The organism is Georgenia muralis (assembly GCF_003814705.1).
Taxonomy (GTDB): domain Bacteria; phylum Actinomycetota; class Actinomycetes; order Actinomycetales; family Actinomycetaceae; genus Georgenia; species Georgenia muralis.
On sequence record NZ_RKRA01000001.1, the window covers coordinates 2,935,243 to 2,960,296 of the forward strand.

The 25,054-nt window shown below is 74.3% G+C and carries 17 protein-coding genes and 1 tRNA gene; 17 read left to right on the top strand and 1 reads right to left on the bottom strand.

Annotated features, from left to right (window positions below; all coding sequences use genetic code 11):
• Positions 1-15 precede the first annotated feature (15 nt).
• The 9 genes from EDD32_RS13220 to trpA all read left to right on the top strand — a co-directional run bounded on the left by EDD32_RS13220 (position 16) and on the right by trpA (position 10,003).
• On the top strand, positions 16-1,917 hold the full coding sequence (locus EDD32_RS13220; RefSeq protein ID WP_246006293.1) for an ABC transporter ATP-binding protein: 1,902 nt from the start codon (positions 16-18) through the stop codon (positions 1,915-1,917).
• Positions 1,914-3,785: an ABC transporter ATP-binding protein gene (locus EDD32_RS13225; RefSeq protein ID WP_123918178.1), complete on the top strand. Its 1,872-nt coding sequence runs from the start codon at positions 1,914-1,916 to the stop codon at positions 3,783-3,785. The genes EDD32_RS13220 and EDD32_RS13225 overlap by 4 nt, the downstream gene beginning before the upstream one ends.
• Before the next feature lie 33 nt (positions 3,786-3,818).
• On the top strand, positions 3,819-4,190 hold the full coding sequence (hisI, locus tag EDD32_RS13230; RefSeq protein WP_123918180.1) for a phosphoribosyl-AMP cyclohydrolase: 372 nt from the start codon (positions 3,819-3,821) through the stop codon (positions 4,188-4,190).
• Between the two features lie 101 nt (positions 4,191-4,291).
• Positions 4,292-5,827, top strand: coding sequence for an anthranilate synthase component I (locus EDD32_RS13235; RefSeq protein WP_123920536.1), 1,536 nt, complete (start codon positions 4,292-4,294; stop codon positions 5,825-5,827).
• On the top strand, positions 5,824-6,630 hold the full coding sequence (locus tag EDD32_RS13240) for a Trp biosynthesis-associated membrane protein (RefSeq protein WP_123918182.1): 807 nt from the start codon (positions 5,824-5,826) through the stop codon (positions 6,628-6,630). The genes EDD32_RS13235 and EDD32_RS13240 overlap by 4 nt, the downstream gene beginning before the upstream one ends.
• 79 nt (positions 6,631-6,709) lie before the next feature.
• A complete protein-coding gene (locus EDD32_RS13245) occupies positions 6,710-6,991 on the top strand; it encodes an HGxxPAAW family protein (RefSeq protein WP_123918184.1) in 282 nt (93 codons plus the stop codon).
• Between the two features lie 98 nt (positions 6,992-7,089).
• Positions 7,090-7,905: an indole-3-glycerol phosphate synthase TrpC gene (gene trpC, locus EDD32_RS13250; protein WP_123918186.1), complete on the top strand. Its 816-nt coding sequence runs from the start codon at positions 7,090-7,092 to the stop codon at positions 7,903-7,905.
• On the top strand, positions 7,902-9,191 hold the full coding sequence (gene trpB / locus EDD32_RS13255) for a tryptophan synthase subunit beta (protein ID WP_123918188.1): 1,290 nt from the start codon (positions 7,902-7,904) through the stop codon (positions 9,189-9,191). The genes trpC and trpB overlap by 4 nt, the downstream gene beginning before the upstream one ends.
• 5 nt (positions 9,192-9,196) lie before the next feature.
• Positions 9,197-10,003, top strand: a complete 807-nt coding sequence (gene trpA / locus EDD32_RS13260; RefSeq protein WP_123920537.1) for a tryptophan synthase subunit alpha — start codon at positions 9,197-9,199, stop codon at positions 10,001-10,003.
• A gap of 89 nt (positions 10,004-10,092) precedes the next feature.
• Here trpA and EDD32_RS13265 read toward each other — a convergent pair whose 3' ends face one another.
• Complete coding sequence (locus tag EDD32_RS13265; protein ID WP_123918190.1) at positions 10,093-10,728, bottom strand: hypothetical protein; 636 nt, start codon at positions 10,726-10,728, stop codon at positions 10,093-10,095.
• 250 nt (positions 10,729-10,978) lie between these two features.
• Between EDD32_RS13265 and lgt the strand changes: the two genes are divergently transcribed.
• From lgt to EDD32_RS13305, 8 genes are all read left to right on the top strand, one after another.
• Positions 10,979-12,073: a prolipoprotein diacylglyceryl transferase gene (gene lgt / locus EDD32_RS13270; RefSeq protein ID WP_123918192.1), complete on the top strand. Its 1,095-nt coding sequence runs from the start codon at positions 10,979-10,981 to the stop codon at positions 12,071-12,073.
• A 547-nt stretch (positions 12,074-12,620) separates the two neighbouring features.
• The gene (gene gltB, locus EDD32_RS13275; protein WP_123918194.1) at positions 12,621-17,195 is read left to right on the top strand and encodes a glutamate synthase large subunit; all 4,575 of its coding nucleotides are present in this window, start codon (positions 12,621-12,623) and stop codon (positions 17,193-17,195) included.
• Entirely contained in the window at positions 17,188-18,660 is a 1,473-nt protein-coding gene (locus EDD32_RS13280) for a glutamate synthase subunit beta (protein ID WP_123918196.1), read from the top strand. The genes gltB and EDD32_RS13280 overlap by 8 nt, the downstream gene beginning before the upstream one ends.
• A gap of 187 nt (positions 18,661-18,847) precedes the next feature.
• Positions 18,848-20,275 (top strand): pyruvate kinase, encoded by a 1,428-nt coding sequence (gene pyk, locus EDD32_RS13285; RefSeq protein ID WP_123918198.1) that lies wholly within the window; start codon positions 18,848-18,850, stop codon positions 20,273-20,275.
• An 87-nt stretch (positions 20,276-20,362) separates the two neighbouring features.
• A tRNA-Leu gene (locus EDD32_RS13290) sits at positions 20,363-20,444 on the top strand.
• A 128-nt stretch (positions 20,445-20,572) separates the two neighbouring features.
• Positions 20,573-22,660, top strand: a complete 2,088-nt coding sequence (locus EDD32_RS13295; protein WP_123918200.1) for a hypothetical protein — start codon at positions 20,573-20,575, stop codon at positions 22,658-22,660.
• A 159-nt stretch (positions 22,661-22,819) separates the two neighbouring features.
• Positions 22,820-23,434, top strand: a complete 615-nt coding sequence (locus EDD32_RS13300) for an ANTAR domain-containing response regulator (protein WP_246006294.1) — start codon at positions 22,820-22,822, stop codon at positions 23,432-23,434.
• A 224-nt stretch (positions 23,435-23,658) separates the two neighbouring features.
• On the top strand, positions 23,659-24,924 hold the full coding sequence (locus tag EDD32_RS13305) for an ABC transporter substrate-binding protein (RefSeq protein WP_123918202.1): 1,266 nt from the start codon (positions 23,659-23,661) through the stop codon (positions 24,922-24,924).
• Positions 24,925-25,054: the final 130 nt, after the last annotated feature.

Here is a 25,054-nt window from a genome sequence, read left to right on the forward strand (position 1 = left end):
GGCGAGGCGGTGGACGTGGACGCCGACGACCTGCGCACCCCGCACCCGTACGCCCTGCCGGGCGGCACCCTGCGCCGCAGCCTCGTCCTCATCGGCCGCGGGCTGGTGGACTCCCGGCGCACCTCGGCCGTCGCGGTCGGGGCCGCCGCGGTGTACGGCGTCGGCACGGTCGCGTCCGGGTGGCTGCTCGGCTGGGTCACCGACCAGGTCGTCGCCCCCGCCGTCGCGGAGCGCTCCCTCGACGCCGGCCAGGTCTGGGCCGCCGGGGGCGCGCTGCTCGTCGTCGGCCTGCTCACCGCCGCCGCCGTGGCGCTGCGCCGGATCTACGCCGGGTGGGCGGCGTACGAGATCCAGGCCGCGCACCGGCTGCGCGTGACCCGCCAGTACCTGCGCCTGCCCATGAGCTGGCACCGCCGCCATCCCACCGGGCGGCTCCTCTCCAACGCCAACGCCGACGCCGAGGCCGCCTCCGGCGTGTTCGTGCCGCTGCCCTTCGCCCTCGGCGTGGTCGTGATGATGCTCGTCGCCTCGGTGGCGATGTTCCTCGCCGACCCCTGGCTCGGCGCCATCGGCGTGAGCGTCCTGCCGCTGGTCGTGCTCGCCAACGCCGTCTACCGCCGCCGCATGGCGCCGGCCGTCACCCGCTCCCAGCGGCTGCGGGCCGCCGTCTCCGACGTCGCGCACGAGAGCTTCGAGGCGGCCCTGCTCGTGAAGTCCCTCGGCACCGCCGAGCGGGAGGAGCGCCGCTTCGCCGCGGTCACCGAGGAGCTGCGCGAGGCCAACGTGGCGATGGGCCGCGTCCGGGCGGTGTTCGACCCCGTCATCGAGCTCCTGCCCTCCGCGGCCACCCTGGCCGTCATCGCCGCCGGGGCGTGGCGGGTGCGGGCCGGTGCCGCGGCCACCGGCGACGTCGTCACGGTCGCCTACCTCCTCACCGTCATGACGATGCCGATCCGCTCCATCGGCTTCGTCCTGGGGGAGGTCCCGCGTTCCCTCGTGGGTCACGACCGCATCGCCCGCGTCGTCGACGCGACCGGTGCCCTCACCGGCGGCCGGGCCGTCCCCGGCGGCCGGGGCGGCCTCGAGGTGCTCGTGGAGGACGTCACCTTCACCGTCCCGGCCCGCCTGGCCAAGGACCCCGACGGCGCCCCGGCCGGCCGGCCGGGCCGCGACCCCGGCACGGTGGACCTGCTCTCCGGGGTCTCGCTCCGGGTGGCACCGGGCGCCACGGTGGCCCTCGTCGGCGCCACCGGGGCAGGCAAGTCGACCCTCGCGGCGCTCGTCGCCCGCCTCATGGACCCCACCGCCGGGCGGGTGCTCCTGGGCGGGCACGACGTGCGCGAGCTCGACCCCGCCGCGCGCACCGCCGCCGTCGCCCTGGTGAGCCAGTCCACGTTCGTCTTCGACGACACCGTCCGCGGCAACGTCACCCTCGACGACGGCGACCGCTTCGACGACGACGACGTCTGGGCCGCGCTGCGCACCGCCCGCGCCGAGGACTTCGTCCGCGCCCTGCCCGCCGGTCTCGACACCGTCGTGGGCGAGCGCGGCGCGACCCTCTCCGGCGGGCAGCGCCAGCGCCTGGCGATCGCCCGGGCACTCGTCCGGCGGCCCCGGCTCCTCGTGCTCGACGACGCCACCTCCGCCGTCGACCCGGTCGTCGAGCAGGAGATCCTCACCGGCCTCGGCGCCGGGGAGGGCGGCACGTCCGTGCTGCTCGTGGCCTACCGAACCTCGACGATCGCCCTGGCCGACGAGGTCGTCCACCTCGACGCCGGGCGGGTCGTCGACGCCGGCACCCACGCCGAGCTGTCCGAGCGGGACCCGGGCTACCGCGAGCTCGTCACCGCCTACGCGGTGCGCACCGCCGAGCGGGAGGCCGCCCGGGCCGGGCGCGCCGGGGGAGGGGACCGATGAGCGCGATCTCCGCCGCGTCCGACCTCGGGGTCGTCGCCACCGTCCGCCGGGGGCTGCAGCTCTCCCCGGCGATGACCGAGGGCATCGTCACCACGCTGCTGCTCGCCGTCGTCGCCACCGCCGGACGCGTCGTCGTCCCGGTGGTCCTCCAGCAGGCCACCGACCACGGGATCCTCGCCGACGGCGGGCCCGACGTCGCCCGGGTGGCCTGGCTCGCCGTCGCCGGTCTCGTGGTGCTGCTCCTGACCGGCCAGGTCAGCGCCGCCGTCAACGTCCGGCTCTACCGCACGAGCGAGCGGGGCCTGGCCCAGCTGCGGGTGGCCACCTTCCGCCACGTCCACGACCTGTCCACGCTGACCCAGTCCGCGGAGAAGCGCGGCTCGCTGGTCTCGCGGGTGACCTCCGACGTCGACACGGTCTCCCTCTTCGTCCAGCGGGGCGGGCTCATGCTCGTCCTCAACGCCGGCCAGCTGCTCCTCGCCGGCGCGGCGATGCTGGTGTACTCCTGGCAGCTCGCGCTGCTGGTGTGGGTGTGCTTCCTGCCGATGGTGCTGCTCGCACCGCGCGCGCAGAAGCGGGTCTCCGCCGCCTACGGCCGGGTCCGGGTGCGGGTGGGGGCCATGCTCTCGGCGATCTCGGAGTCCGTGGTCGGGGCGGAGACGATCCGGGCGTTCGGCGCCGCCGGGCGCACCCAGCGCCGCATCGACGCCGCCGTCCGGGAGCACCGCGAGGAGGCCGTGCGCGCCCAGACCTACGTGGCGATCGCCTTCTCCACCGGCGTCGTCCTCGCGGCCGTGGCGCTCGCGGCGGTGGTGGTGGCCGGCACGTACCTCGGCGCCGCCGGGGACCTCACGATCGGGGAGGTGCTCGCGTTCCTCTTCCTCGTGCAGATGTTCACCGGGCCCGTGCAGAACGCGACCGAGATGCTCAACGAGCTCCAGAACGCCGTGGCCGGCTGGCGACGCGTCATCGCCGTCCTCGAGACGCCCGTCGACGTCACCGACCCGGCCGACCCGCTGCCGCCGCGCAGCCGGCACGCCACCCGCCCGGCGCCGGGCGACGCCCCCACGCCGGGCGTCGTCCACGAATCGGCCGGCGCTCCGGCGGTGCCGGCGCCGGACGGCGCGCACCGGGCGGCCCGGGTGGAGTTCCGGGGCGTGCGCTACGCCTACCCCGGCGGCCCCGAGGTGCTCCACGGCGTCGACCTCGCGATCGAGCCCGGCACCCAGGTCGCCGTCGTCGGGCGGACCGGGTCGGGCAAGACCACCCTCGCCAAGCTCCTCGTCCGGCTCATGGACCCCACCGCCGGCGAGGTCCTCCTCGACGGCGCGGACCTGCGCCGCCTCACCCTGCGGGACCTGCGCTCCCGGGTGGTGCTCGTGCCCCAGGAGGGCTTCCTCCTCGACGCCTCCATCGGGGAGAACATCGCCTACGGCGCGGTGGACCACCCCGCCGAGGAGGTCGAGGCCGCCGTCGCCGCCCTCGGCCTGGACGGGTGGGTGGCGAGCCTGCCCGCCGGGCTCGACACCCCGGTCGGTCAGCGCGGGGAGTCGCTCTCGGCGGGTGAGCGCCAGCTCGTGGCCCTGGCCCGCGCGTCGCTCGCCGACGCCGACCTCCTCGTCCTGGACGAGGCCACCTCCGCCGTCGACCCGGCCACCGAGACCCGGATCGCCCGGGCGCTGGACCGCCTCACCGCGGGCCGGACGTCGGTGACCATCGCCCACCGCCTCTCCACCGCCGAGGCCGCCGACCTCGTCGTCGTCGTCGAGGACGGGCACCTCGCCGGGGTGGGCAGCCACGAGGCGCTCCTCGCCGCGGGCGGGCCGTACGCGCGGATGCACGCCTCCTGGGTGGCGCAGACGCGCTGACCGGCTCGCGCCGCCCCGTGGCAAGATCGTCCGGTGCCCGAGAACCCCACCCTCGACCCGTCCGTCGCCGACCGCCTCAAGCGTGACGAGCACGGCCTGGTCTGCGCCGTCGTCCAGCAGCACGACACCGGCGAGGTGCTCATGGTCGGCTGGATGGACGACGAGGCCCTGCGCCGGACCCTCACCAGCGGCCGGGCGACGTACTGGTCGCGCTCGCGCCAGGAGTACTGGCGCAAGGGGGACACCTCCGGGCACGTCCAGCACGTCGTCTCCGTGGCGCTGGACTGCGACGGCGACGCCCTGCTCGTGCGCGTCGACCAGGTGGGCGTCGCGTGCCACACCGGCACCCGGACCTGCTTCGAGGCCGGCGGCGACCTCGGGGCCGTCGTCGGGGACGTCGCGTGAGCGCCCCCGACGCCGCGGCCCCCTCGGAGGTCGCTGCGGCCCCCTCGGAGGTCTCGGTCGACTGGGGCGAGACCTGGCCGGACCTGCCCACGTTCCGGGCCATGGCCGCGGACCGCCGGGTCGTGCCCGTGGTGCGCCGCCTCCTCGCCGACGACGTCACGCCCGTGGGCCTGTACCGCCAGCTCGCGGGCTCGCGCCCGGGCACCTTCATCCTCGAGTCCGCCGAGCACGACGGCGCCTGGTCGCGCTGGTCGTTCGTCGGAGTGGCCTCCCGCGCCGTGCTCACCGCCCGCGGTGGCCGCGCCCGGTGGAGCGGCGACGTGCCCGTCGGCATCCCCGCCGAGGGGCCCGTGCTGGAGGTCCTCGCGGCGACCCTCGAGGCGCTGCGCACGCCCGCCCTGCCCGGCCTGCCGCCGCTGACGGGCGGGCTCGTCGGTGCGCTGGGCTGGGACGTGCTGCGGGAGTGGGAGCCGAACCTGCGCGCGCTCGCCCCCCGCGAGCACACCACCCCCGACGTCGCGCTGTGCCTGGCCACCGACATGGCCGCCGTCGACCACCACGACGGGTCCGTCTGGCTCATCGCCAACGCGGTGAACTTCGACGACACGGACGAGCGCGTCGACGCCGCGCACGCCGACGCCGTCGCCCGGCTCGACGCGATGACCGACGCGCTCCTGCGCCCGGCGCCCGCCATGGCCGCCGTGCACGTGGGCACCGCGGCGCCCGAGCTGCGCTTCCGCACGTCCCGGCCCGACTTCGAGAACGCCGTCCTGGCGGCGAAGGAGGCCATCCGGGACGGCGAGGTCTTCCAGGTGGTGCTCTCCCAGCGCCTCGACATCGACTGCACGGCGGCCCCCCTGGACGTCTACCGCGTCCTGCGCACCATCAACCCCAGCCCGTACATGTACTACCTCCAGCTGCCCGCGGACGAGGGCGGCGGCAGCGACGGCGATGGCGGCGATGGCGGTGCCCCGGGCGGGGCGGGCACGTTCGCCGTCGTCGGCTCCAGCCCCGAGACGCTCGTCCACGTCCAGGACGGCGACGTCACGACGTTCCCCATCGCCGGGTCCCGCCCGCGCGGGGCGACACCGGGGGAGGACCGGGCCCTGGCCGAGGAGCTCCTCGCCGACCCCAAGGAGCTCTCCGAGCACGTCATGCTCGTCGACCTCGCGCGCAACGACCTGGCCAAGGTGTGCCGGCCCGAGACGGTCGAGGTGGTCGAGCTCATGGAGGTCAAGCGCTTCAGCCACATCATGCACATCTCCTCCACGGTGGTCGGGCGTCAGCGCGACGGCGTCAGCGCCCTGGACTGCCTCGTCGCGACGTTCCCCGCGGGCACCCTGTCGGGGGCGCCCAAGCCACGGGCGATCGAGCTCATCGACACCCTCGAGCCGGCCCGCCGCGGCATCTACGGAGGGGTGGTGGGCTACTTCGACCTCGCCGGCAACGCCGACCTGGCCATCGCGATCCGCACCGCCGTCATCGCCGGCGGCCAGGCGTCGGTCCAGGCCGGGGCGGGCATCGTGGCCGACTCCGTGCCGGCCACCGAGTACGAGGAGACGAGGAACAAGGCCGCGGCCGCCGTCCGGGCGGTCCAGCTCGCCGCCGGCCTGCGGCCCGCGGCGGGCCGGCCGTGACCGCCCGGCCGGCGAGGCGCCGCGTCGTCCTGGCCACGCTCGTCGTCGTCGTGCTCCTCCTGGCCGTCACCTCGGCCACGTGGGTGAGCGGGACGGCCCCCACGGTGATCGGGACCGAGACGGTCTCGGTGGCCGGGACGTCCGCGGCCCCGGCGGTGACCGCGGCCGCGCTCGTCATGGGCGCGGCCGCGCTGGCCGTCGCCATCGGCCGGCGCGTCGCCGTCATGCTCGGCGGGCTGGCGCTCCTGGGGGCTGCCGTCATGGTCGTCGTCGCCGTCGCCGGGCTCCTCGCGGACCCCGCCGGGCCGCTCCTCGGCGCGGCGGCGCAGGTCAGCGGGGTCCGGGTCCTCGAGGGCGAGCCCGCCCTGACCCCGTGGCCGTACGCCGCCGCGCTGCTGGGCGCCGCCGCCGGCGCCGCGGGCGTGGTGGCCGTCGCCTCCGCCGGGCGGTGGCAGCACGCCGGGCGTCGTTTCGAGCGGGCCGGTGCGGCCGTGGTCCCCACGGGTGCGCCGACGGGCGCGCCCACGGACGCGTCACCGGACCAGGCCACGACAGTGCCGGGGGAGTCGACCACCCGGCCGGCCGGGGCGACGGGTCCTGCCGTCGGCACGGTCGCCTCGCCGGCGTCCGGTGCCGACCGGGGTGGCGCTCCGGGGGCGCCCGGTCCCGACCGGAGCGGCGCTCCCGGGGCGGCGCCCCGTGCTCCTCGGGGGACGCCGGAGACCGATGCCCGCACCCGCGCCATGGACGACTGGGACGCCCTCGGCCGCGGCGAGGACCCCTCGCGCGACCAGGCACCGTGACCGGCCGCGCGCGACGCACTGCCTGACCGGTACCTGGCCGATATGCTGCGGCCAGACCGACCCTGCCCCGGAGGACACCATGCCGCAGATTCCCGCGACCGAGCCCTACACGCTGCCGTCCGCGGCGCCCTACTCCAACCACGGGCGCACCCCGGCGGCCTGGGTCATGACCTGGGGGGTCAGCCTCGCGTTCCTGGTGGGCGGCCTGAGCCTCATGATCGAGGCCGACTGGCTCACGATCGTCGCCGTGGTGATCGCGGTGGCGGCGGTCGTGGTCTCGGTGGTCATGCGCGGCATGGGTCTGGGCCAGCCCGCGCCGCCGCCCGCCCGCGAGCGTGAGCGGGACTGGTACAGCGACTGACGCCGGCGGGCGCCGACCGCCGCCTGGCGGACGCCGTTCGAGGCACCCACGGCTGACACCTACGATGAGGGAGTCGTCAGTCGAGGGGAGTACGAGCCGTGACCGTGCTGGATGAGATCATCGCCGGGGTCCGGGAGGACCTCGCCGAGCGTGAGGCGAAGCGGCCCCTCGAGGTCCTCAAGGACATGGCCCAGCGCCGGGACGGGGCCAAGGACGCCGTCGCCGCGCTGCGCGGTGAGCACCAGGCCGTCACGATCATCTCCGAGGTCAAGCGGTCCAGCCCCTCCAAGGGTGCGCTCGCCGACATCGCCGACCCGGCCGGCCTGGCCGCCGAGTACGAGGCCGGTGGCGCCGCCGTCATCTCCGTCCTCACCGAGGGCCGCCGCTTCGGCGGCTCCCTCGAGGACCTCGCCGCGGTGCGCGCGGCCGTGGACGTGCCGGTGCTCCGCAAGGACTTCGTCGTCACGCCCTACCAGGTGTGGGAGGCCCGGGCCTACGGCGCGGACCTCGTCCTCCTCATCGTCTCCGCCCTCGAGCAGACCGTGCTCACCTCCCTCGTCGAGCGGGTGCACTCCCTGGGCATGACCGCCCTCGTCGAGGCGCACGACCGCGAGGAGGCCGTGCGCGCCGTCGACGCCGGCGCCCGCGTGGTCGGCGTCAACGCCCGCGACCTGCGCACCCTCCAGGTGGACCGCGGCGTCTTCGCCCAGGTCGTCGACGTCCTGCCGAAGGGTGTCCTGCGCGTCGCGGAGTCCGGCGTCCGCGGGCCCCACGACGTCCTCGACTACGCCCGTGCCGGCGCCGACGCCGTCCTGGTGGGGGAGGCGCTGGTCACCCAGGGCAACCCGCGCCAGGCCGTCGCGGACATGGTCGCCGCCGGGTCGCACCCCTCCTTGCGGGCGGTGCGCCGATGACCGCGGGCGGGCAGGCGGGCCCCGGCCGTCTCGCCGACGCCGCCGGCCCCTACTTCGGCGACTTCGGCGGCCGGTTCGTCCCCGAGGCGCTCATCGCGGCCCTCGACGACCTCGCGGCCGCCTGGGAGGAGCTGCGGGTCGACCCCGGCTACCTCGCCGAGATGGACCACCTCAACCGCACCTACGTCGGCCGGCCGAGCATCGTCACCGAGGTGCCCCGCTTCGCCGAGCACTGCGGCGGGGCGCGGGTCATCCTCAAGCGGGAGGACCTCAACCACACCGGCTCCCACAAGATCAACAACGTCCTGGGCCAGGCGCTGCTCACCCGCAAGGTGGGCAAGAAGCGGGTCATCGCCGAGACGGGCGCCGGCCAGCACGGCGTCGCCACCGCGACGGCCGCCGCCCTCCTCGGCCTGGAGTGCACCGTGTACATGGGCGAGGAGGACGTGCGCCGGCAGGCGCTCAACGTCGCACGCATGAAGCTCCTCGGCGCCGAGGTCGTGCCGGTGACCACCGGTTCGCGCACCCTCAAGGACGCCATCAACGAGGCCTTCCGCGACTGGGTCACCAACGTCGGCACCACCAACTACCTCTTCGGCACCGCCGCCGGGCCGCACCCGTTCCCCGCGATGGTGCGCGACCTGCAGAAGGTCATCGGGGACGAGGCGCGCGAGCAGGTGCTCGAGCTCACCGGCGCGCTGCCCGACGTCGTCTGCGCCTGCGTGGGCGGTGGTTCCAACGCCATCGGCATCTTCAACGCCTTCCTCGACGACGACGGCGTGCGGCTCGTCGGTCTGGAGGCCGCCGGGGACGGCGTCGAGACCGGCCGGCACGCCTCGTCGATCACCGGCGGCACGCCGGGGGTGCTGCACGGCGCGCGGACGTTCCTCCTCCAGGACGAGGACGGCCAGACCGTGGAGTCGCACTCGATCTCCGCCGGGCTGGACTACCCCGGCGTGGGCCCCGAGCACTCCTGGCTGGCGAGCATCCACCGTGCCGAGTACCAGCCCGTCACCGACGCCGAGGCCATGGAGGCCTTCCGGCTGCTGTGCCGCACCGAGGGGATCATCCCCGCGATCGAGTCGGCGCACGCCCTGGCCGGCGCGATGCGGATCGGTAGCGAGGCAGGGGCGGCCGGGCTGCCCGCGCCGACGATCCTCGTCAACCTCTCCGGCCGCGGTGACAAGGACGTCGAGACCGCCGCCCGGTGGTTCGACCTCGTCGACGAGGAGGCGCTGGCCCACCCGGGCCCCGCCGAGCACGCCACCGGGAGCATCGAGAAGTGAGCGTCATGACCCCCTCGAAGTCCGCCGCCGCCGTGGACGCCGCCCGCGCCCGGGGTGGCGCCGCCCTCGTCGGCTACCTGCCGGTGGGCTTCCCCGACGTCGCGACCTCTGTCGAGGCCGCGAAGGCGCTCGTCGCGGCCGGCGCCGACGTCATCGAGCTCGGCCTGCCCTACTCCGACCCCGGCATGGACGGAGAGGTCATCCAGCGCGCCGCCCAGGCGGCCCTCGACGGCGGCACCCGCACCCGCGACGTCCTCTCCGCCGTCGAGCAGGTGGCCGCCACCGGCGCGGCGGTGCTGGTGATGACCTACTTCAACCCGGTGCTGCGCTACGGCGTCGACCGGTTCGCCCGCGACCTCGCGGCCGCGGGCGGGGCGGGCCTCATCACCCCCGACCTCATCCCGGACGAGGCGGCGGAGTGGGTCGCGGCGTCCGATGCGCACGGTCTGGACCGCGTCTTCCTCGTCGCACCCAGCTCGACCGACGCGCGCCTGGCCATGACCGCCCGTGCGTGCCGTGGCTTCGTCTACGCCGCCTCCACGATGGGTGTCACCGGCGCCCGGGCCAGCGTCGACACCCACGCCCGTGAGCTCGTCGCCCGCACCCGTGCGGCCGGGGCGGAGCGGGTGTGCGTGGGGCTGGGCGTCTCCACCGGGGAGCAGGCGGCCGAGATCGCCGAGTTCGCCGACGGCGTCATCGTCGGGTCGGCCTTCGTGCGCACCCTCATGCGTGCCGACGGCGACCGCACCGCGGGCCTGCGCGACCTCGGCGTGCTGGCCGAGGAGATCGCCGCGGGCGCACACGGCGCCTGAGGAGGCCCCGGCGGACCGAAGGTGGACCGACAGTGCCCGGCGGCCGACCCACCGGTCGGCCGGCGGAGCCGTCGGACGCACCGGTGCGGCTACCCGCTCAGCAGCCCCACGTGGAAGCCGGCCTCGCCCCACGTCGCTCGTAGCGTCCCCCGCTCGGGCAGGGTCACCTCGTCGCAGCCGCGGGTGATGGCGCCCTCGGTGCCGTCCACGAGACGGCACACGATCGCCGCGCCGGTCACGGGCGGCTCGCCGGACTCGTCCCGGCCGATCGTGAAGCGACCCCGGGCGTCGACGGCCGCGACCTCCCCGCCCCAGGACCCGACCGTCGCCTCGTCGAGGTGGAGCCGGACGTAGGGCAGGTGCGTCACCGGGGGCCGCCAGTCGTCCCGGGCGGCGCGGTCGAGGAGCGCGTCGAGGTGCTCGGCCGGGATGGCGGCGACCCAGCCGCCGCCGTCGGCGTGGTCGGGCAGCCCGGTGTCGTCGACGCCGACCATCACCCCGTTGACCCCCCGCTCGCCGGGCGGCAGGGGCGACGGCGTCGGCACGCCGGTGCACCCCGCAAGGAGGGCCGCCAGGAGCAGCGACGGCAGGACGCGGGAGCGCAGGGCACGGCTCCTCGGCGCCGTCCCGCGCGGCCAGGGCGTGCCGTCGGGCCGGGGCCGCGCGGCCCCGGGCCGGGGCCGCGTGCCCGTGGTCCGCGCTGATCCCGGCCCGACCCCGTCCACGACGACCCCCTCGCTGTGCCGGGCACGAGCGTGCCGACGTCGCCCGGCACGGGGTGCCCGCGCCGACCGGCACCGATGTGCCGGCGCCACCGGCCGGCGGAGGCGAGGCCACGCCCACCGGGACGTGACGCCGACCCTGCCAGACCCGTGCCGCCGAGGTGGCCGGATCCGTGCGGGGTCCTCCGCTCGCGGGGTGGCTCCGCATCCCCCTCTCGCCGGGTGGGCTCGTCCCAGCGGTTAGGCTGCGGGGGTGCTCCCGCCCCTCGCCTCGATCCCCAGCCCGTCCCAGGCGGAGTGGGCGATCGGCCCCTTCCCCGTCCGCGCGTACGCCCTCGCGATCCTCCTCGGGATCGTCGCGGCGTGGTGGATCCTGGACCGCCGGTACACCGCCAAGGGCGGGCCGAAGGACACGGCCATGGACGTCGCGTTCTGGATGGTCCCGTTCGGCATCGTCGGCGCGCGGATCTACCACGTCTTCTCCTCGCCGGACGCGTACTTCGGCCCCGACGGCGACCCCGTGCGTGCCTTCTACATCTGGGAGGGCGGGCTGGGCATCTGGGGTGCGGTGGCGCTCGGTGCCGTCGGCGCCTGGCTGGCGCTGCGCCGCCGCGGCCTGCGGCTCGCGCCGTTCGCCGACGCGCTCGCCCCCGGCCTCCTCGTGGCCCAGGCCGTCGGCCGGCTCGGCAACTACTTCAACCAGGAGCTCTACGGCGGGCCGACGACGCTGCCCTGGGGCCTGGAGATCGACGAGGCACACCTCGTGCCCGGGTACGAGGTGGGCACCCTGTTCCACCCGACCTTCCTGTACGAGATGGTGTGGAACCTCGCGATGGTCGCCGTCCTGCTGTGGGCCGAGCGCCGCTTCCGGCTCGGGCACGGCCGGGTCTTCTGGCTCTACGTCATGCTCTACACCGCGGGCCGCGTGTGGATCGAGATGCTCCGGATCGACGACGCGGAGATCGTCCTCGGGCTCCGCCTCAACGTCTGGACCTCCATCCTCATCTTCCTCGTCGCCCTGGTGATCTTCGTCGTCGTCGGGCGCCGGAATCGCGACCGGCCGGACACGCTGTGGCTGCCCGGCCAGGAGCCGGTCGGCGTCGAGCCTGACGAGGCCCGCGCCGACGCCGACGTCGCCGTCGGTGAAGGCGCGGCAGGCGTGGACGCGGCCGGCTCCCGCAACTCCGACGTTCACGCCGCAACTGCGCAGACCGACCCCGCCGGTCCGCGCACGGACGATTCCGCGTCCACCGACGCGGCCGGCTCGCGCACGGACGAGGCCGCGGCCACTGACGCGGCCGGCTCCGAGCCGACGGACGGCGCGTCTGCGTCCGACCAGAAGGTCTGAGAGCTCGCACCGGTGCGAATGCCGGGGCCCCTTCGGCTTCACTCAGTAGCCAACGGTTCGAGTCGGTAGGCGCGGCGGTACGTACTCGGCGTGTGGCTACGTGCTCGGCGCGTGGCTACGTGCTCGGCGCGTGGCTACGTGCTCGGCGCGTGGCGACGTACTCGGCTTGAGTCAGGAGCCAGCGGTTCGAGTCCGTAGGCGCGGCGGTACGTGCTCGGCGCGTGCCTACGTACTGGGCGCGTGGCCACGGACGCGCCGGCTTACGCCGTTCGCGTAGAGTCCCGCCCGGTGCGCCGCCCGAAGCGCCCGCTGTCCCTCTCCGGACGTCCCCGGGTGCTTGACAACCCACCCCGGCGCCCGTTTGCTGGGAGGGCCGGAGGGGTGGCGCCCCACGGGAGAAGTGTCAAGAATGTGGACACCTCGTGTCACCAGTACGTCATCTGCGAGTAACATCTCGCCACCAACGGGCCGACGCCGACCCGACCACATCACCAGCACGACGATGCGGGTCGTTCCGTCCGGGGCGACCCAGTGAGGACGCACGCGGATGGACCACCAGGTCACGGCCAGCCCGTTCCCCGCCGCACCGCGCCGGGGGCTGTACGACCCCACGCAGGAGCACGACGCCTGTGGCGTCGCCTTTGTCGCGACCCTGCGCGGCACGCCCGGTCGTGACATCGTCGATGCCGGCCTGACCGCGCTGCACAACCTCGACCACCGCGGCGCCGTCGGCGCCGAGGAGAACACCGGCGACGGCGCCGGCCTCCTCACGCAGGTGCCCGACGCGTTCCTGCGCGCCGTGGCCGGGTTCGACCTGCCGCCCGCCGGCCGGTACGCCGCGGGCCTGGTGTTCCTGCCGGGGGAGAGCGCCGGCGAGGCTGCGCTGGCCGAGGCCGTCGCGGGCATCGAGGCCATCGCCGCCGACGAGGGCCTCACCGTCCTCGGCTGGCGCGACGTGCCGGTGGACGCCTCGATGATCGGCCCGAGCGCGCTCGCGTCCATGCCCACCTTCCGCCAGCTCTTCGTGGCCGACCCCGACGGCGCTGCCGGCCTGGAGCTGGACCGCCTCACCTACCGCCTGCGCAAGCGGTCCGAGCGGGAGACGGGCATCTACTTCGCCTCGCTCTCCGCGCGCACCCTGGTCTACAAGGGGATGCTCACGACGACGCAGCTCGCGCCGTTCTTCCCCGACCTGTCCGACCCGCGTTTCGCATCCGAGATCGCCCTCGTGCACTCGCGCTTCTCGACGAACACGTTCCCGTCGTGGCCGCTGGCGCAGCCGTTCCGGCTCGTGGCCCACAACGGCGAGATCAACACCGTGCGCGGCAACCGGAACTGGATGGCCGCCCGCGAGGGGATGCTCGCCTCGAACGTCCTGGGCGACCTCGAGCAGCTCATGCCGGTCTGCACGCCCGGCGCCTCGGACTCGGCGACCTTCGACGAGGTCCTCGAGCTCCTCCACCTCGCCGGGCGCTCCCTGCCGCACGCGGTGCTCATGATGATCCCCGAGGCCTGGCAGAACCACACCTCGATGGACCCCGGCCTCAAGGCGTTCTACGAGTTCGCCTCCACCATCATCGAGCCCTGGGACGGCCCCGCCGCGATGACCTTCACCGACGGCACCCTCGTGGGTGCCGTCATGGACCGCAACGGCCTGCGCCCGGGCCGGTACTGGGTCACCGACGACGGTCTCGTCGTCCTCGCCTCGGAGTCCGGCGTCCTGGACATCGCCGCCCGCAAGGTGGTCAAGAAGGGCCGCCTCGAGCCGGGGAAGATGTTCCTCGTCGACACCGCGGCGGGCCGCATCATCGACGACGAGGTCGTCAAGCGCAGCCTCGCCGACGCCCACCCCTACCAGCAGTGGCTCGACGAGGGCCTGGTCGAGCTCGAGGACCTCCCCGAGCGCGACCACGTCGACCACTCGCGCCTGTCGGTCGTGCGGCGCCAGCAGACCTTCGGCTACACCGAGGAGGAGCTGCGCATCCTCCTCGCGCCGATGGCCGCCACCGGCGCCGAGGCGATCGGGTCCATGGGCACCGACACCCCGCTCGCGGTGCTCTCCGCCCGCCCGCGGCTGCTGTTCGACTACTTCACCCAGCTCTTCGCCCAGGTGACGAACCCGCCGCTGGACTCCATCCGCGAGGAGCTCGTCACCTCCCTCGCCGGGGCGATCGGCCCCGAGCCGAACATGCTCGTCGACACCCCCGAGCACGCCCGCAAGCTGCTCGTGCCCTTCCCGACGATCGACAACGACCAGCTCGCGAAGATCAAGCACATCCGCAAGACCCCCCGCCAGGGCCGCGGCTTCTCCTCGGTGACCATCGAGGGGCTCTACCGGGTCTCCGGCGGCGGCGCGGCGCTGCAGGCCCGCCTGGAGGAGATCTTCGACGAGGTCGACAACGCCATCGACGCGGGGATCAGCTTCATCATCCTCTCGGACCGAGAGTCCACCGCCGAGCTCGCGCCGATCCCGTCGCTGCTGCTCACCGCGGCGGTCCACCACCACACGCTGCGCAAGCACACCCGCACGAAGATCTCCATCGTCGTCGAGGCCGGCGACGTGCGCGAGGTCCACCACGTCGCCCTGCTCATCGGCTACGGCGCGGCCTGCGTCAACCCGTACCTGGCGATGGAGAGCGTCGAGCACCTCGTCAGCTCCGGCGTCCTGGAGGGCATCAGCGCCGAGCAGGCCGTCAAGAACGTCATCAAGGCGCTCGGCAAGGGGGTGCTCAAGGTGATGTCCAAGATGGGCATCTCCACCGTGATGTCCTACCGCGGCGCCCAGGTCTTCGAGGCGATCGGTCTCTCGGAGGACCTCGTCGACGAGTACTTCACCGGCACGCCGACGCCGCTGGGCGGGGTCGGCCTCGACGTCATCGCCGCCGAGGTCGCCGCCCGGCACGCCACCGCGTACCCGCCGTCGGGCATCTCGCCCAAGCACCGCACCCTGCGGATGGGCGGGGAGTACCAGTGGCGCCGCGAGGGCGAGCCGCACCTGTTCGACCCCGAGACGATCTTCCGGCTCCAGCACTCCACCCGGACCCGCCGGTACGACATCTTCCGCAAGTACACCGAGGGTGTGGACGAGCAGTCCCGGCGGCTCATGACCCTTCGCGGGCTGTTCCGGCTGCGGGAGGGCGAGCGGGCGCCGATCAGCATCGACGAGGTCGAGCCGGTCAGCGAGATCGTCAAGCGGTTCTCCACCGGCGCGATGAGCTACGGCTCCATCTCCGCCGAGGCCCACGAGACCCTCGCGATCGCGATGAACCAGCTCGGCGCGAAGTCCAACACCGGCGAGGGCGGGGAGGACTCCGACCGCCTCCACGACCCGCGCCGCCGCTCGGCCATCAAGCAGGTGGCCTCGGGCCGGTTCGGCGTCACCGCGGAGTACCTCACCCACGCCGACGACATCCAGATCAAGATGGCGCAGGGTGCCAAGCCCGGCGAGGGCGGCCAGCTCCCCGCCCACAAGGTCTACCCCTGGGTGGCCAAGACCCGGCACTCCACCCCCGGCGTCGGCCTGATCTCCCCGCCGCCGCACCACGACATCTACTCCATCGAGGACCTCGCCCAGCTCATCCACGACCTCAAGAACGCCAACCCGGCGGCGCGGATCCACGTCAAGCTCGTCTCCGAGATCGGCGTGGGCACCGTCGCGGCCGGGGTGTCCAAGGCGCACGCCGACGTCGTGCTCATCTCCGGGCACGACGGCGGCACGGGCGCCTCGCCCCTGACCTCCCTCAAGCACGCGGGCGGCCCCTGGGAGATCGGCCTGGCCGAGACCCAGCAGACCCTCGTCCTCAACGACCTGCGCGACCGCATCGTCGTCCAGGCCGACGGGCAGATGAAGACCGGGCGCGACGTGCTCGTCGCCGCGCTCCTGGGCGCGGAGGAGTTCGGCTTCGCCACCGCCCCGCTCGTCGTCGAGGGCTGCGTCATGATGCGCGTGTGCCACCTGGACACCTGCCCGGTGGGCATCGCCACGCAGAACCCCGTCCTGCGTGAGCGCTACACCGGCCGGGCCGAGCACGTGGTGACCTTCTTCGAGTTCGTCGCCCAGGAGGTGCGCGAGTACCTCGCCAGCCTCGGGCTGCGCTCGGTGGAGGAGGCCATCGGCCAGGTGGACCTCCTCGACATCACCGACGCCGTCGACCACTGGAAGGCCTCCGGCCTGGACCTCGAGCCGCTCCTGACCAAGGTCGACCCCAAGGAGGGCTCAGCGCTGCGGCACGTGCGCGCCCAGGACCACGGCCTCGAGCGGGCGCTGGACAACCGCCTCATCGAGCTGGCCGAGCCCGCGCTCGAGCGCGGCGAGCCGGTCCGCATCGAGCTGCCCGTGCGCAACGTCAACCGCACGGTCGGGACGATGCTCGGGCACGAGCTGACCAAGCGGTACGGCGCCGAGGGCCTGCCCGACGGCACGGTCGACATCACCCTCACCGGCTCGGCCGGACAGTCCTTCGGGGCGGTCCTGCCGCGCGGGGTGACCCTGCGCCTGCTCGGCGACGCCAACGACTACGTGGGCAAGTCGCTCTCCGGCGGGCGGATCGTCGTCCGGCCGGCACCCGGCTCGCACCTCGTCGCCGAGCAGAACGTCGTCGCCGGCAACGTCATCGCCTACGGCGCGACCTCGGGGGAGATCTTCCTGCGGGGCCGGGCGGGGGAGCGGTTCGCCGTGCGCAACTCCGGTGCGACGCTCGTCGTCGAGGGCGTGGGCGACCACGCCGCGGAGTACATGACCGGTGGCACGCTGCTCGTCCTGGGCCCGACGGGGCGCAACCTCGGCGCCGGCATGTCCGGCGGCACCGCGTTCGTCCTGGACCTCGACACCGCCAAGATCAACGTCCCCGCCCTGGCGGGGGGCGACCTGCTCGTCACCGAGCTCGACCCCGAGGACGAGACGATCGTGGCCGAGCTCCTGCGCCGGCACGTCGAGCTGACCGGCTCCACCGTCGCCTCGGACCTGCTCGCCGAGCCCGGCGCCCTCACCGCGCGGATCACCAAGGTGCTCCCGCGCCAGTACGCCGCCGTCTCCGCCGCCCTCGTCAAGGCGGCCGAGGACGGCCTGGACCCCAGCTCGCCCGACGTGTGGGCGACGATCATGGAGGCGACCCGTGGCTGACCCGCGCGGATTCCTGACCTACACCGAGCGCGAGCTGCCGCGCCGACGCCCGGTGCCGGTGCGCATCCTCGACTCCCGCGAGGTGTACGAGCGCCGCTCCGAGGACGGCCCGGCGCTGGTGCGCCAGGCCACCCGCTGCATGGACTGCGGCGTGCCCTTCTGCCACAACGGGTGCCCGCTGGGCAACCTCATCCCCGAGTGGAACGAGCTCACCCGGCGCGAGGACTGGGAGGCCGCCATCGAGCGCCTCCACGCCACGAACAACTTCCCCGAGTGGACCGGCCGGCTGTGCCCGGCCCCCTGCGAGACAGCCTGCGTCCTGGGGATCAACCAGCCTGCCGTGACGATCAAGAACATCGAGCAGTCGATCGCGGACAACGCCTTCGACCGCGGGCTCGTCCAGCCGCAGATCCCCGAGCGGCTCACCGGTGCCACCGTCGCCGTCGTCGGCTCGGGACCCGCCGGGCTGGCCGCCGCCCAGCAGCTCACCCGCGCCGGGCACACCGTCGCCGTCTACGAGCGCGACGACCGCATCGGCGGCCTCCTCACCTACGGCATCCCCGACTTCAAGATGGAGAAGGACCAGGTCGACCGCCGCGTCGCCCAGATGGAGGCCGAGGGCACCCGGTTCCGCCCGGGCGTCGACGTCGGCGGTGCGGACCTCACCGGTCAGGACCTTCTCGAGCGGTACGACGCCGTCGTGCTGGCCATGGGCTCGACCATCGGCCGCGAGCTGCCCGTGCCCGGGCGCGAGCTCGGCGGGATCCACCTGGCCATGGACTACCTCGTCCAGGCCAACCGGGCCGTCGACGGCCAGGAGGTGCCCGGGCAGATCCTCGCCACGGACAAGGACGTCGTCGTCATCGGCGGCGGCGACACCGGCTCGGACTGCCTCGGCACCGCCACCCGGCAGCACGCCCGGTCGGTCACGCAGATCGACATCCACGCGCTGCCGCCCGAGGAGCGCGCCGAGGACCAGCCGTGGCCGACCTACCCGAAGGTCTACCGGACCTCGACCTCCCACGAGGAGAACGGCGAGCGGGTCTACGCCAGCTCCACGGTGGAGCTGCTCTCCGAGGGCGACACCGGCGAGGTCACCCACCTGCGCCTGGTCACCGTGGAGAAGGCCGACGACGGCACCTACGTCCCCGTCGAGGGCACCGAGCGGATCATCCCCGCCCAGCTGGTCCTTCTCGCGCTGGGCTTCACGGGTGTGCCGCGGGCCGGGCTCGTCGAGCAGCTCGGCGTCGAGCTCGACGCGCGCGGGCGCCTCGTCCGGGATGAGAGTTTCGCCACCTCCGTCCCCGGTGTGTTCGTCGCCGGCGACGCGGGCCGGGGGCAGTCGCTCATCGTGTGGGCCATCGCGGAGGGCCGCGCCGCGGCGTCCGCCGTCGACGGGTTCCTGCGCGGCGAGAGCGAGCTTCCCGCGCCGATCCTGCCCTCGACTGTCTCCGTCTCGGCCTGATCGAGGCGCTGCGGGGCCGTCCCGGACGCGGTCCGGGACGGCCCCGCGCGCTCGCCCCGTGCGCTCGACCGGGGGCCCCGGCGGGCGCGCGGCGAGCGCAGGACGTGACGCGGGCCACTGGCGGCAACTTCCGGCACCGGGACCTTCACCCGGGACCCCGCAGAGCACCTGCTCTAGGCTGGGGCGCATGCGTAGAGCGAAGATCGTGTGCACCCTCGGACCGGCCACCGCGTCGGCCGAGAAGGTCCAGGAGCTGGTGGATGCCGGCATGGACGTCGCCCGGATCAACCGCAGCCACGGGGCGGTGGAGGAGCACGAGGCGGTCTACCGCAACGTGCGTGCCGCCGCGCAGGCCTCCGGCCGCGCGGTTGCGGTCCTCGTCGACCTCCAGGGCCCGAAGATCCGGCTGGGCAAGTTCGCCCCCCAGGAGAAGGTCGAGCTCAAGGAGGGCGACACCTTCACCATCACCACCGAGGACGTCCCCGGCACCGCCGAGCTCGCCTCGACCACGTTCAAGGGCCTGCCCGGTGACTGCAAGCCCGGCGACCGCATCCTCATCGACGACGGCAAGGTCGCGGTGCGGGTCCTCGAGGTCGACGGCCCCCGCGTCGTCACCCGTGTCGAGGTCGCCGGCCCCGTCTCCAACCACAAGGGCCTCAACCTCCCCGGCGTGGCCGTCTCCGTCCCGGCCCTGTCCGAGAAGGACAAGGACGACCTGCGCTGGGCCCTCAAGGTCGGCGCCGACGTCATCGCCCTGTCGTTCGTGCGCAACGCCTCGGACATCGACGGCGTGCGCGCGATCATGGACGAGGTCGGCCGTCGCGTGCCGGTCATCGCCAAGGTCGAGAAGCCCCAGGCCGTGGAGAACCTCGTCGAGATCGTCGACGCCTTCGACGGCATCATGGTCGCCCGCGGCGACCTCGGCGTCGAGCTGCCCCTCGAGCAGGTCCCGCTGGTGCAGAAGCGCGCCATCGAGCTCGCCCGCCGCAACGCCAAGCCCGTCATCGTCGCGACGCAGATGCTCGAGTCGATGATCACCAGCCCGCGCCCCACCCGCGCCGAGGCCTCCGACGTCGCCAACGCCATCCTCGACGGCGCCGACGCGGTCATGCTCTCCGGCGAGACGTCCGTGGGTGACTTCCCGATCGAGACCGTGCGCACCATGGCCCGCATCGTGGAGAACACCGAGGAGAACGGCGGCGAGCGGATCGCGCCGCTGGGGTCCTCCCCGCACACGCGCGGCGGCGTCATCACCCGCGCCGCGGCCGAGATCGGCGAGATGCTCGAGGTGAAGTACCTCGTGACCTTCACCGAGTCCGGCGACTCCGCCCGCCGCATGTCGCGCCTGCGCTCGCCCATCCCGCTGCTCGCCTTCACCCCGAGCACCGACACCCGCAACCGGCTCGCGCTGAGCTGGGGCGTGCAGACCTACACCGTGCCCTCGGTCACCCACACCGACGACATGGTCAACCAGGTCGACCAGCTCCTCCAGACCACCGGCCTGGCGGACGAGGGCGACCGTGTCGTCATCGTCGCGGGCATGCCGCCCGGCACCGTGGGGTCGACCAACTCGATCCGCGTGCACAAGATCGGCGAGACCTACACCAAGGCCTGACCGGTCCGACCGCCCAGCCCCGCCACCTCGGTGGCGGGGCCGCGTCGTCGGCGGACGGCGGCGGGGCGATACCCTGACCGCCGAGACGCTCCTGTGGTGGAACTGGCAGACACACCGCACTCAAAATGCGGCGCCGAGAGGCGTGCGGGTTCGAGTCCCGCCGGGAGCACCGTGCCGTCTGTGACGGGCCCGTTCCGCCCCCACCGGCGCCAGGTGGGCTCGGGTGTGACGGACCCCACGTCCGGACATGTCGGCGGATGGTCCGAAGGGGGTGCCCGGCACCCCGATGATGTCCCGGTGTCGATGACGCCCGAGCGGGCCGGCGAGTGGCGCACCGCGATCCCGTCGCGCCGGTGGGCGGTCGCGCTGATCGTGGCGTGGGCGGCGGCGTTCGCGGTCTCCGTGGTGACGGACACCGGGCCCTGCTCGCCGGCGGACCCGAGCGTGTGCGGACCCGACACGGGTTTCGCCGTCTTCCTGGTCCCGCTCCTCGCGACGCCGGTGCTGCTCTGGCTGCGGCCGGTCCTCGGGGCAGCGGCCGGTGTGGTGTTCGCCGTCGGTGACGTCGCCCTGGACGACCACCTCCCGGCCAACGTGGCGTTCGGGCTGGTCGGCGCCGGCTGCGCCGTCCACCTCTGGCGGATCCTCAGCGGCCGGCGCCGCCAGCGGCTGCTGACCGCGGGCGACCGGGTGCCGGGACCCGTGTCGGAGCACGCCCAGCCCGACTCGTGGGACCTGGTGCGCGTGGGCGCGGCGGGGCTCCTGCTCCTCGGCGCGCTCGGCCTGGCGGGCTGGTACGCAAAGAGCGTGGCGGTCGAGGAGGACCGGCTGGCCCGCTCGGTGGTGGTCGACGGCGATGTCGCGGCCGTCGACGACGTCGACTACCTGCTCGACGTCGCGCTCGGCGACGGCGGCGCCCGGCGGACGGTGACCGTGCCCGTCCTGGAACCGACGGACCACACCGTCGGTGCGAGCGTCCCGGTGCTCCTCGACCCTGCCGCGCCCGACCGGTCCACCCTCGTGGCCGAGCCGCCGGACCACACCGGCTGGCTGAGCGCCGCCCTCGGCGCCGCGACGGCCGCGGCGCTGCTGCTGGTGGCCGAGGTCAGGCGGCGGCGAGCCGTGCGGGAGCTGTGGGTAGGCGGCGCGCCGCGGAGCGAGGTCGTCGTCCTTCCGGACGGGTCCGGGTCGGTGATGCTCCTGCCGGTGGGCGGGGCCGGCGGCTCGGGCGGGCGCCACGCGCTCCGGCCCCTCGGCCGGGTTTCCGTCGCCTTCGCCGTGCCGCGGGCGTCGGACGACTCAGCCGTCGACGCCGGTGGCGAGCCCGACGCCGACGGCGAGCCCGATGTCGACGGCGAGCCCGACGTCGACGGCGCCACGTACGCCGACGGCCCAGGCGTCGACGGCGCCACGTACGCCGATGGCCCAGGTCCTGACGACGAGCTCGATCTCGAGACCACGCGCCGGCTCGAGGCCGAGGCCGTCGCGCTGTTCGGGCAGGTCTGGCGCGACGAGGTGCACTGGACCGCGATGCTCGACGACGACGACCTCGCCGGGCTCGAGGTGCCGGTCGAGCAGTCCGCAACGGTCGTCGGCAGCCTCCACGAGGGCGGCTACGTCCTGGTGGTCACCGAGCACGAGGTTCTCGTGCCCGACGGTCCGGTCCGTCCTGCGACCGACGGCGGGTGGCAGGAGCGTGGTGCGGCCGCCGGCCGTGGGGCGCTCGACGCCCTGCGGCGCACCGTCACCGGCGCGGACGCGGACGGCGACGCCGTCGTCCCTGCCGATCCCGGGTCCATTCGGGAGGAGGGGCCACCTGGCCACGCGGTGGCGCCTGGCCCGGTGACCGGCACGGTCGTCGTCGGCACGACGCAGGCGCGGCGCGCCGTCGGCGTCGCCCTCGTGCTGGCGGGCCTGCTCGGCGGGCCTGCCTGGGTGCGCTGGATGACCGAGGGCGACTGGTTCCAGGCCCTGTCCGCCGCGTTCGCCGCCGTGACCGTCCTGCTGGCCGGGGCGCGACGGGCCCTGACCGAGGTGCGGGGGGAGTCGTCCGGCCTCACCGTCGTCACGGGGACGTGGCGGTACCAGGTGCCCTGGCCGTCCTTCCACGGCGTCCGGCGCGACGGGACCGGTCTCTGGCTCGCCTGGGAGCCGTTCACCGAGGTCGAGCTGCCCGCCGTCACCGGCGGCACGGACGCCGGGCGACGTGCCGAGGACCTCGCACGCGCTCTCGCCGGGCTGGCCGCCCACGCCGGGCGGGCTGCCGGGGCGGAGGCAACCGTCCGACCCGGACACCCCGGGCCGGCGGTCCGGCGTGAGCCGGGTCCCGCACTCGCGCTCCTCGTCCTGCTCGTGGTCGGGGTCGCCGCTGCGTGGTGGGCCTGAGCCGGCCGCGACGGCCGTGAGTACGCAGGTCAGCGGAACTGCAGGAGCCGCGAGACCTACGTCACGAGCGTGCGCCGGTCAGGCGTCGGCGGCGGGATATACCCTGATCCTGTGACCGAGAACGAGAAGGACGCCCCCACCAGCACGGACGAGCTCGAGCTGCCCGGCCCGGAGGCGGGAGCGGCTGAGGAGCGCACGCGCGCCCACCGCGTCGTCGTGGCGGAGGACGAGACCCTCATCCGCCTCGACATCGTCGAGTCGCTCACCGAGGCGGGCTTCGACGTCGTCGGGGAGGCCGCCGACGGCGAGGCCGCGGTGCGCCTGGCCACCGAGCTCGAGCCCGACGTCGTCGTCATGGACGTCAAGATGCCCGTCATGGACGGCATCACCGCCGCCGAGCGCATCATCGCCAACCGCACCTGCGCCGTCGTCATGCTCACCGCGTTCTCCCAGAAGGAGCTCGTGGAGCGGGCGCGCGACGCCGGGGCCATGGCGTACGTGGTCAAGCCCTTCACCCCGGCCGACCTCCTGCCCGCGGTCGAGATCGCCATCTCCCGGCACCAGGAGATCACCTCCCTCGAGGCCGAGGTGGCCTCCCTGTCGGAGCAGTTCGAGACCCGCAAGCGCGTCGACCGCGCCAAGGGTCTGCTCATGACGAAGATGGGCCTGAGCGAGCCCGAGGCGTTCCGCTGGATCCAGAAGACCTCCATGGACCGCCGCCTCACCATGCGCGAGGTGGCCGACGCCGTCATCGAGCAGGTCGGCGCCCGCTAGGACCCCCGGCTCACTCCGTCCGACGGCCCGGACCCCGCCACGGGGTGCCGGGCCGTCGGCGTCCGCGGGGGTCCCGCGACCGGACCGAGACCTCGAGTTCACGGGCCGGACACACCGAGAAGCCGATCTTCACGGGCCGGACACACAGGGACACAGGGCGGATACACGGGCTTCCTACGGTGGCGGTACGGGCGGGCCCCGCCCACGTCCACCAGGAGGAACGCATGATCCGCAGGAGCTCTGCCGTCCGCACGTCGGCCCTGGCCGTGGCCGTCGCCCTCACCCTCGCCGCGTGCGGGGCTGCCGAGGGCGACGACGTCGGCGCCGCCACCGACGAGGCTGCCTCGTCCGAGGGGCTGGTCCTGGGCACCCTGCTGCCCCAGACCGGTTCGCTGTCGCAGCTCGGTCCGCCGGAGATCGCCGGCGTGGACCTGGCCGTGGAGGAGATCAACGAGGCCGGCGGCGTCCTGGGCGCCGACGTCTCGGTCTCCCACAAGGACTCCTCCGACGCCGACAACGCCCAGGTGGCCACGCAGTCCGTGACCGAGCTCGTCAGCGAGGACGTCGCCGTCATCATCGGCGCCGCCTCCTCGCAGGTGACGCTCAACGTCATCGACGACGTCGTCGGCGCCGAGATCGTCATGGTCTCCCCGGCGAACACCTCCGCAACGCTGTCCGGGTACAGCGAGTACTTCTTCCGCACCGCCCCGCCGGACACGGTCCAGGGCGACGTCCTGGGGAACCTCATCCTCGGCGACGGCCACGCCAACCTCGGCATCCTGGTCTTCAACGAGGACTACGGCACCGGTCTGCGCGACGTCGTCCAGGGCGTCGTCGAGGGCGCCGGCGGCACGGTCACCTACGGCGGGCCCGGCGAGGAGTTCGACCCGACCGAGCAGAACTTCTCCACGATCGTCGGCAACGCGCTGGGGACCGCACCCGACGCCGTCGCGATCATCGCGTTCACCACCCAGACCCCGCTCATCATCGCCGAGCTCGTCAACCAGGGCTTCGACATGTCGAAGGTCTACTTCGTCGACGGCAACCTTCAGAACTTCGGCGACGACTTCGACCCCGGCACCCTCGAGGGCGCCCAGGGCACCCAGCCCGGAGTGTTCCCCTCCGACGAGTTCCGTGAGCGTCTCATGGGGGTGGACCCCGAGCTCGCGGACTTCAACTACGCGGCGGAGTCCTACGACGCCACCATGCTCGCCGCCCTCGCCGCGGTGCGCGGCGACGGCACGGACGGCCCGACGATCCAGGCCAACATGGCGGCCGTCTCCGGCGCCGAGGGCGGCACGGAGTGCGCCGGGTTCGAGGAGTGCGCGGCGCTGCTCGAGGACGGCGAGGAGATCGTCTACCAGGCTGTCTCCGGCGTCGGGCCCTTCAACGCGGAGAACGACCCCTCCGCTGCGAACATCGGTGTCTACCTCTTCGACGGCGAGAACAACAACTCCTTCCAGCGCGTGGAGTTCGGCGAGATCGGCTGACCAAGGCGCGCGGCGCGAGCGGTTCTCGCCGTGCTCTCCCCGCGCTCGCGACGGCGCCCGGTGGTTCACCGGGCGCCGTCGTGTGTGCGCCGGCTCGCCGTCGGGGTGAGTTTCCGGGGCTGGCCTCGAG

Coding starts and splice junctions, on each gene's coding strand:
- EDD32_RS13225 (WP_123918178.1), top strand. CDS start 1,914: ATGAGCGCGATCTCCGCCGCGTCCGACCTCGGGGTCGTCGCCACCGTC.
- EDD32_RS13235 (WP_123920536.1), top strand. CDS start 4,292: ATGGCCGCGGACCGCCGGGTCGTGCCCGTGGTGCGCCGCCTCCTCGCC.
- EDD32_RS13245 (WP_123918184.1), top strand. CDS start 6,710: ATGCCGCAGATTCCCGCGACCGAGCCCTACACGCTGCCGTCCGCGGCG.
- trpB (WP_123918188.1), top strand. CDS start 7,902: ATGACCGCGGGCGGGCAGGCGGGCCCCGGCCGTCTCGCCGACGCCGCC.
- trpA (WP_123920537.1), top strand. CDS start 9,197: ATGACCCCCTCGAAGTCCGCCGCCGCCGTGGACGCCGCCCGCGCCCGG.
- gltB (WP_123918194.1), top strand. CDS start 12,621: ATGGACCACCAGGTCACGGCCAGCCCGTTCCCCGCCGCACCGCGCCGG.
- pyk (WP_123918198.1), top strand. CDS start 18,848: ATGCGTAGAGCGAAGATCGTGTGCACCCTCGGACCGGCCACCGCGTCG.
- EDD32_RS13305 (WP_123918202.1), top strand. CDS start 23,659: ATGATCCGCAGGAGCTCTGCCGTCCGCACGTCGGCCCTGGCCGTGGCC.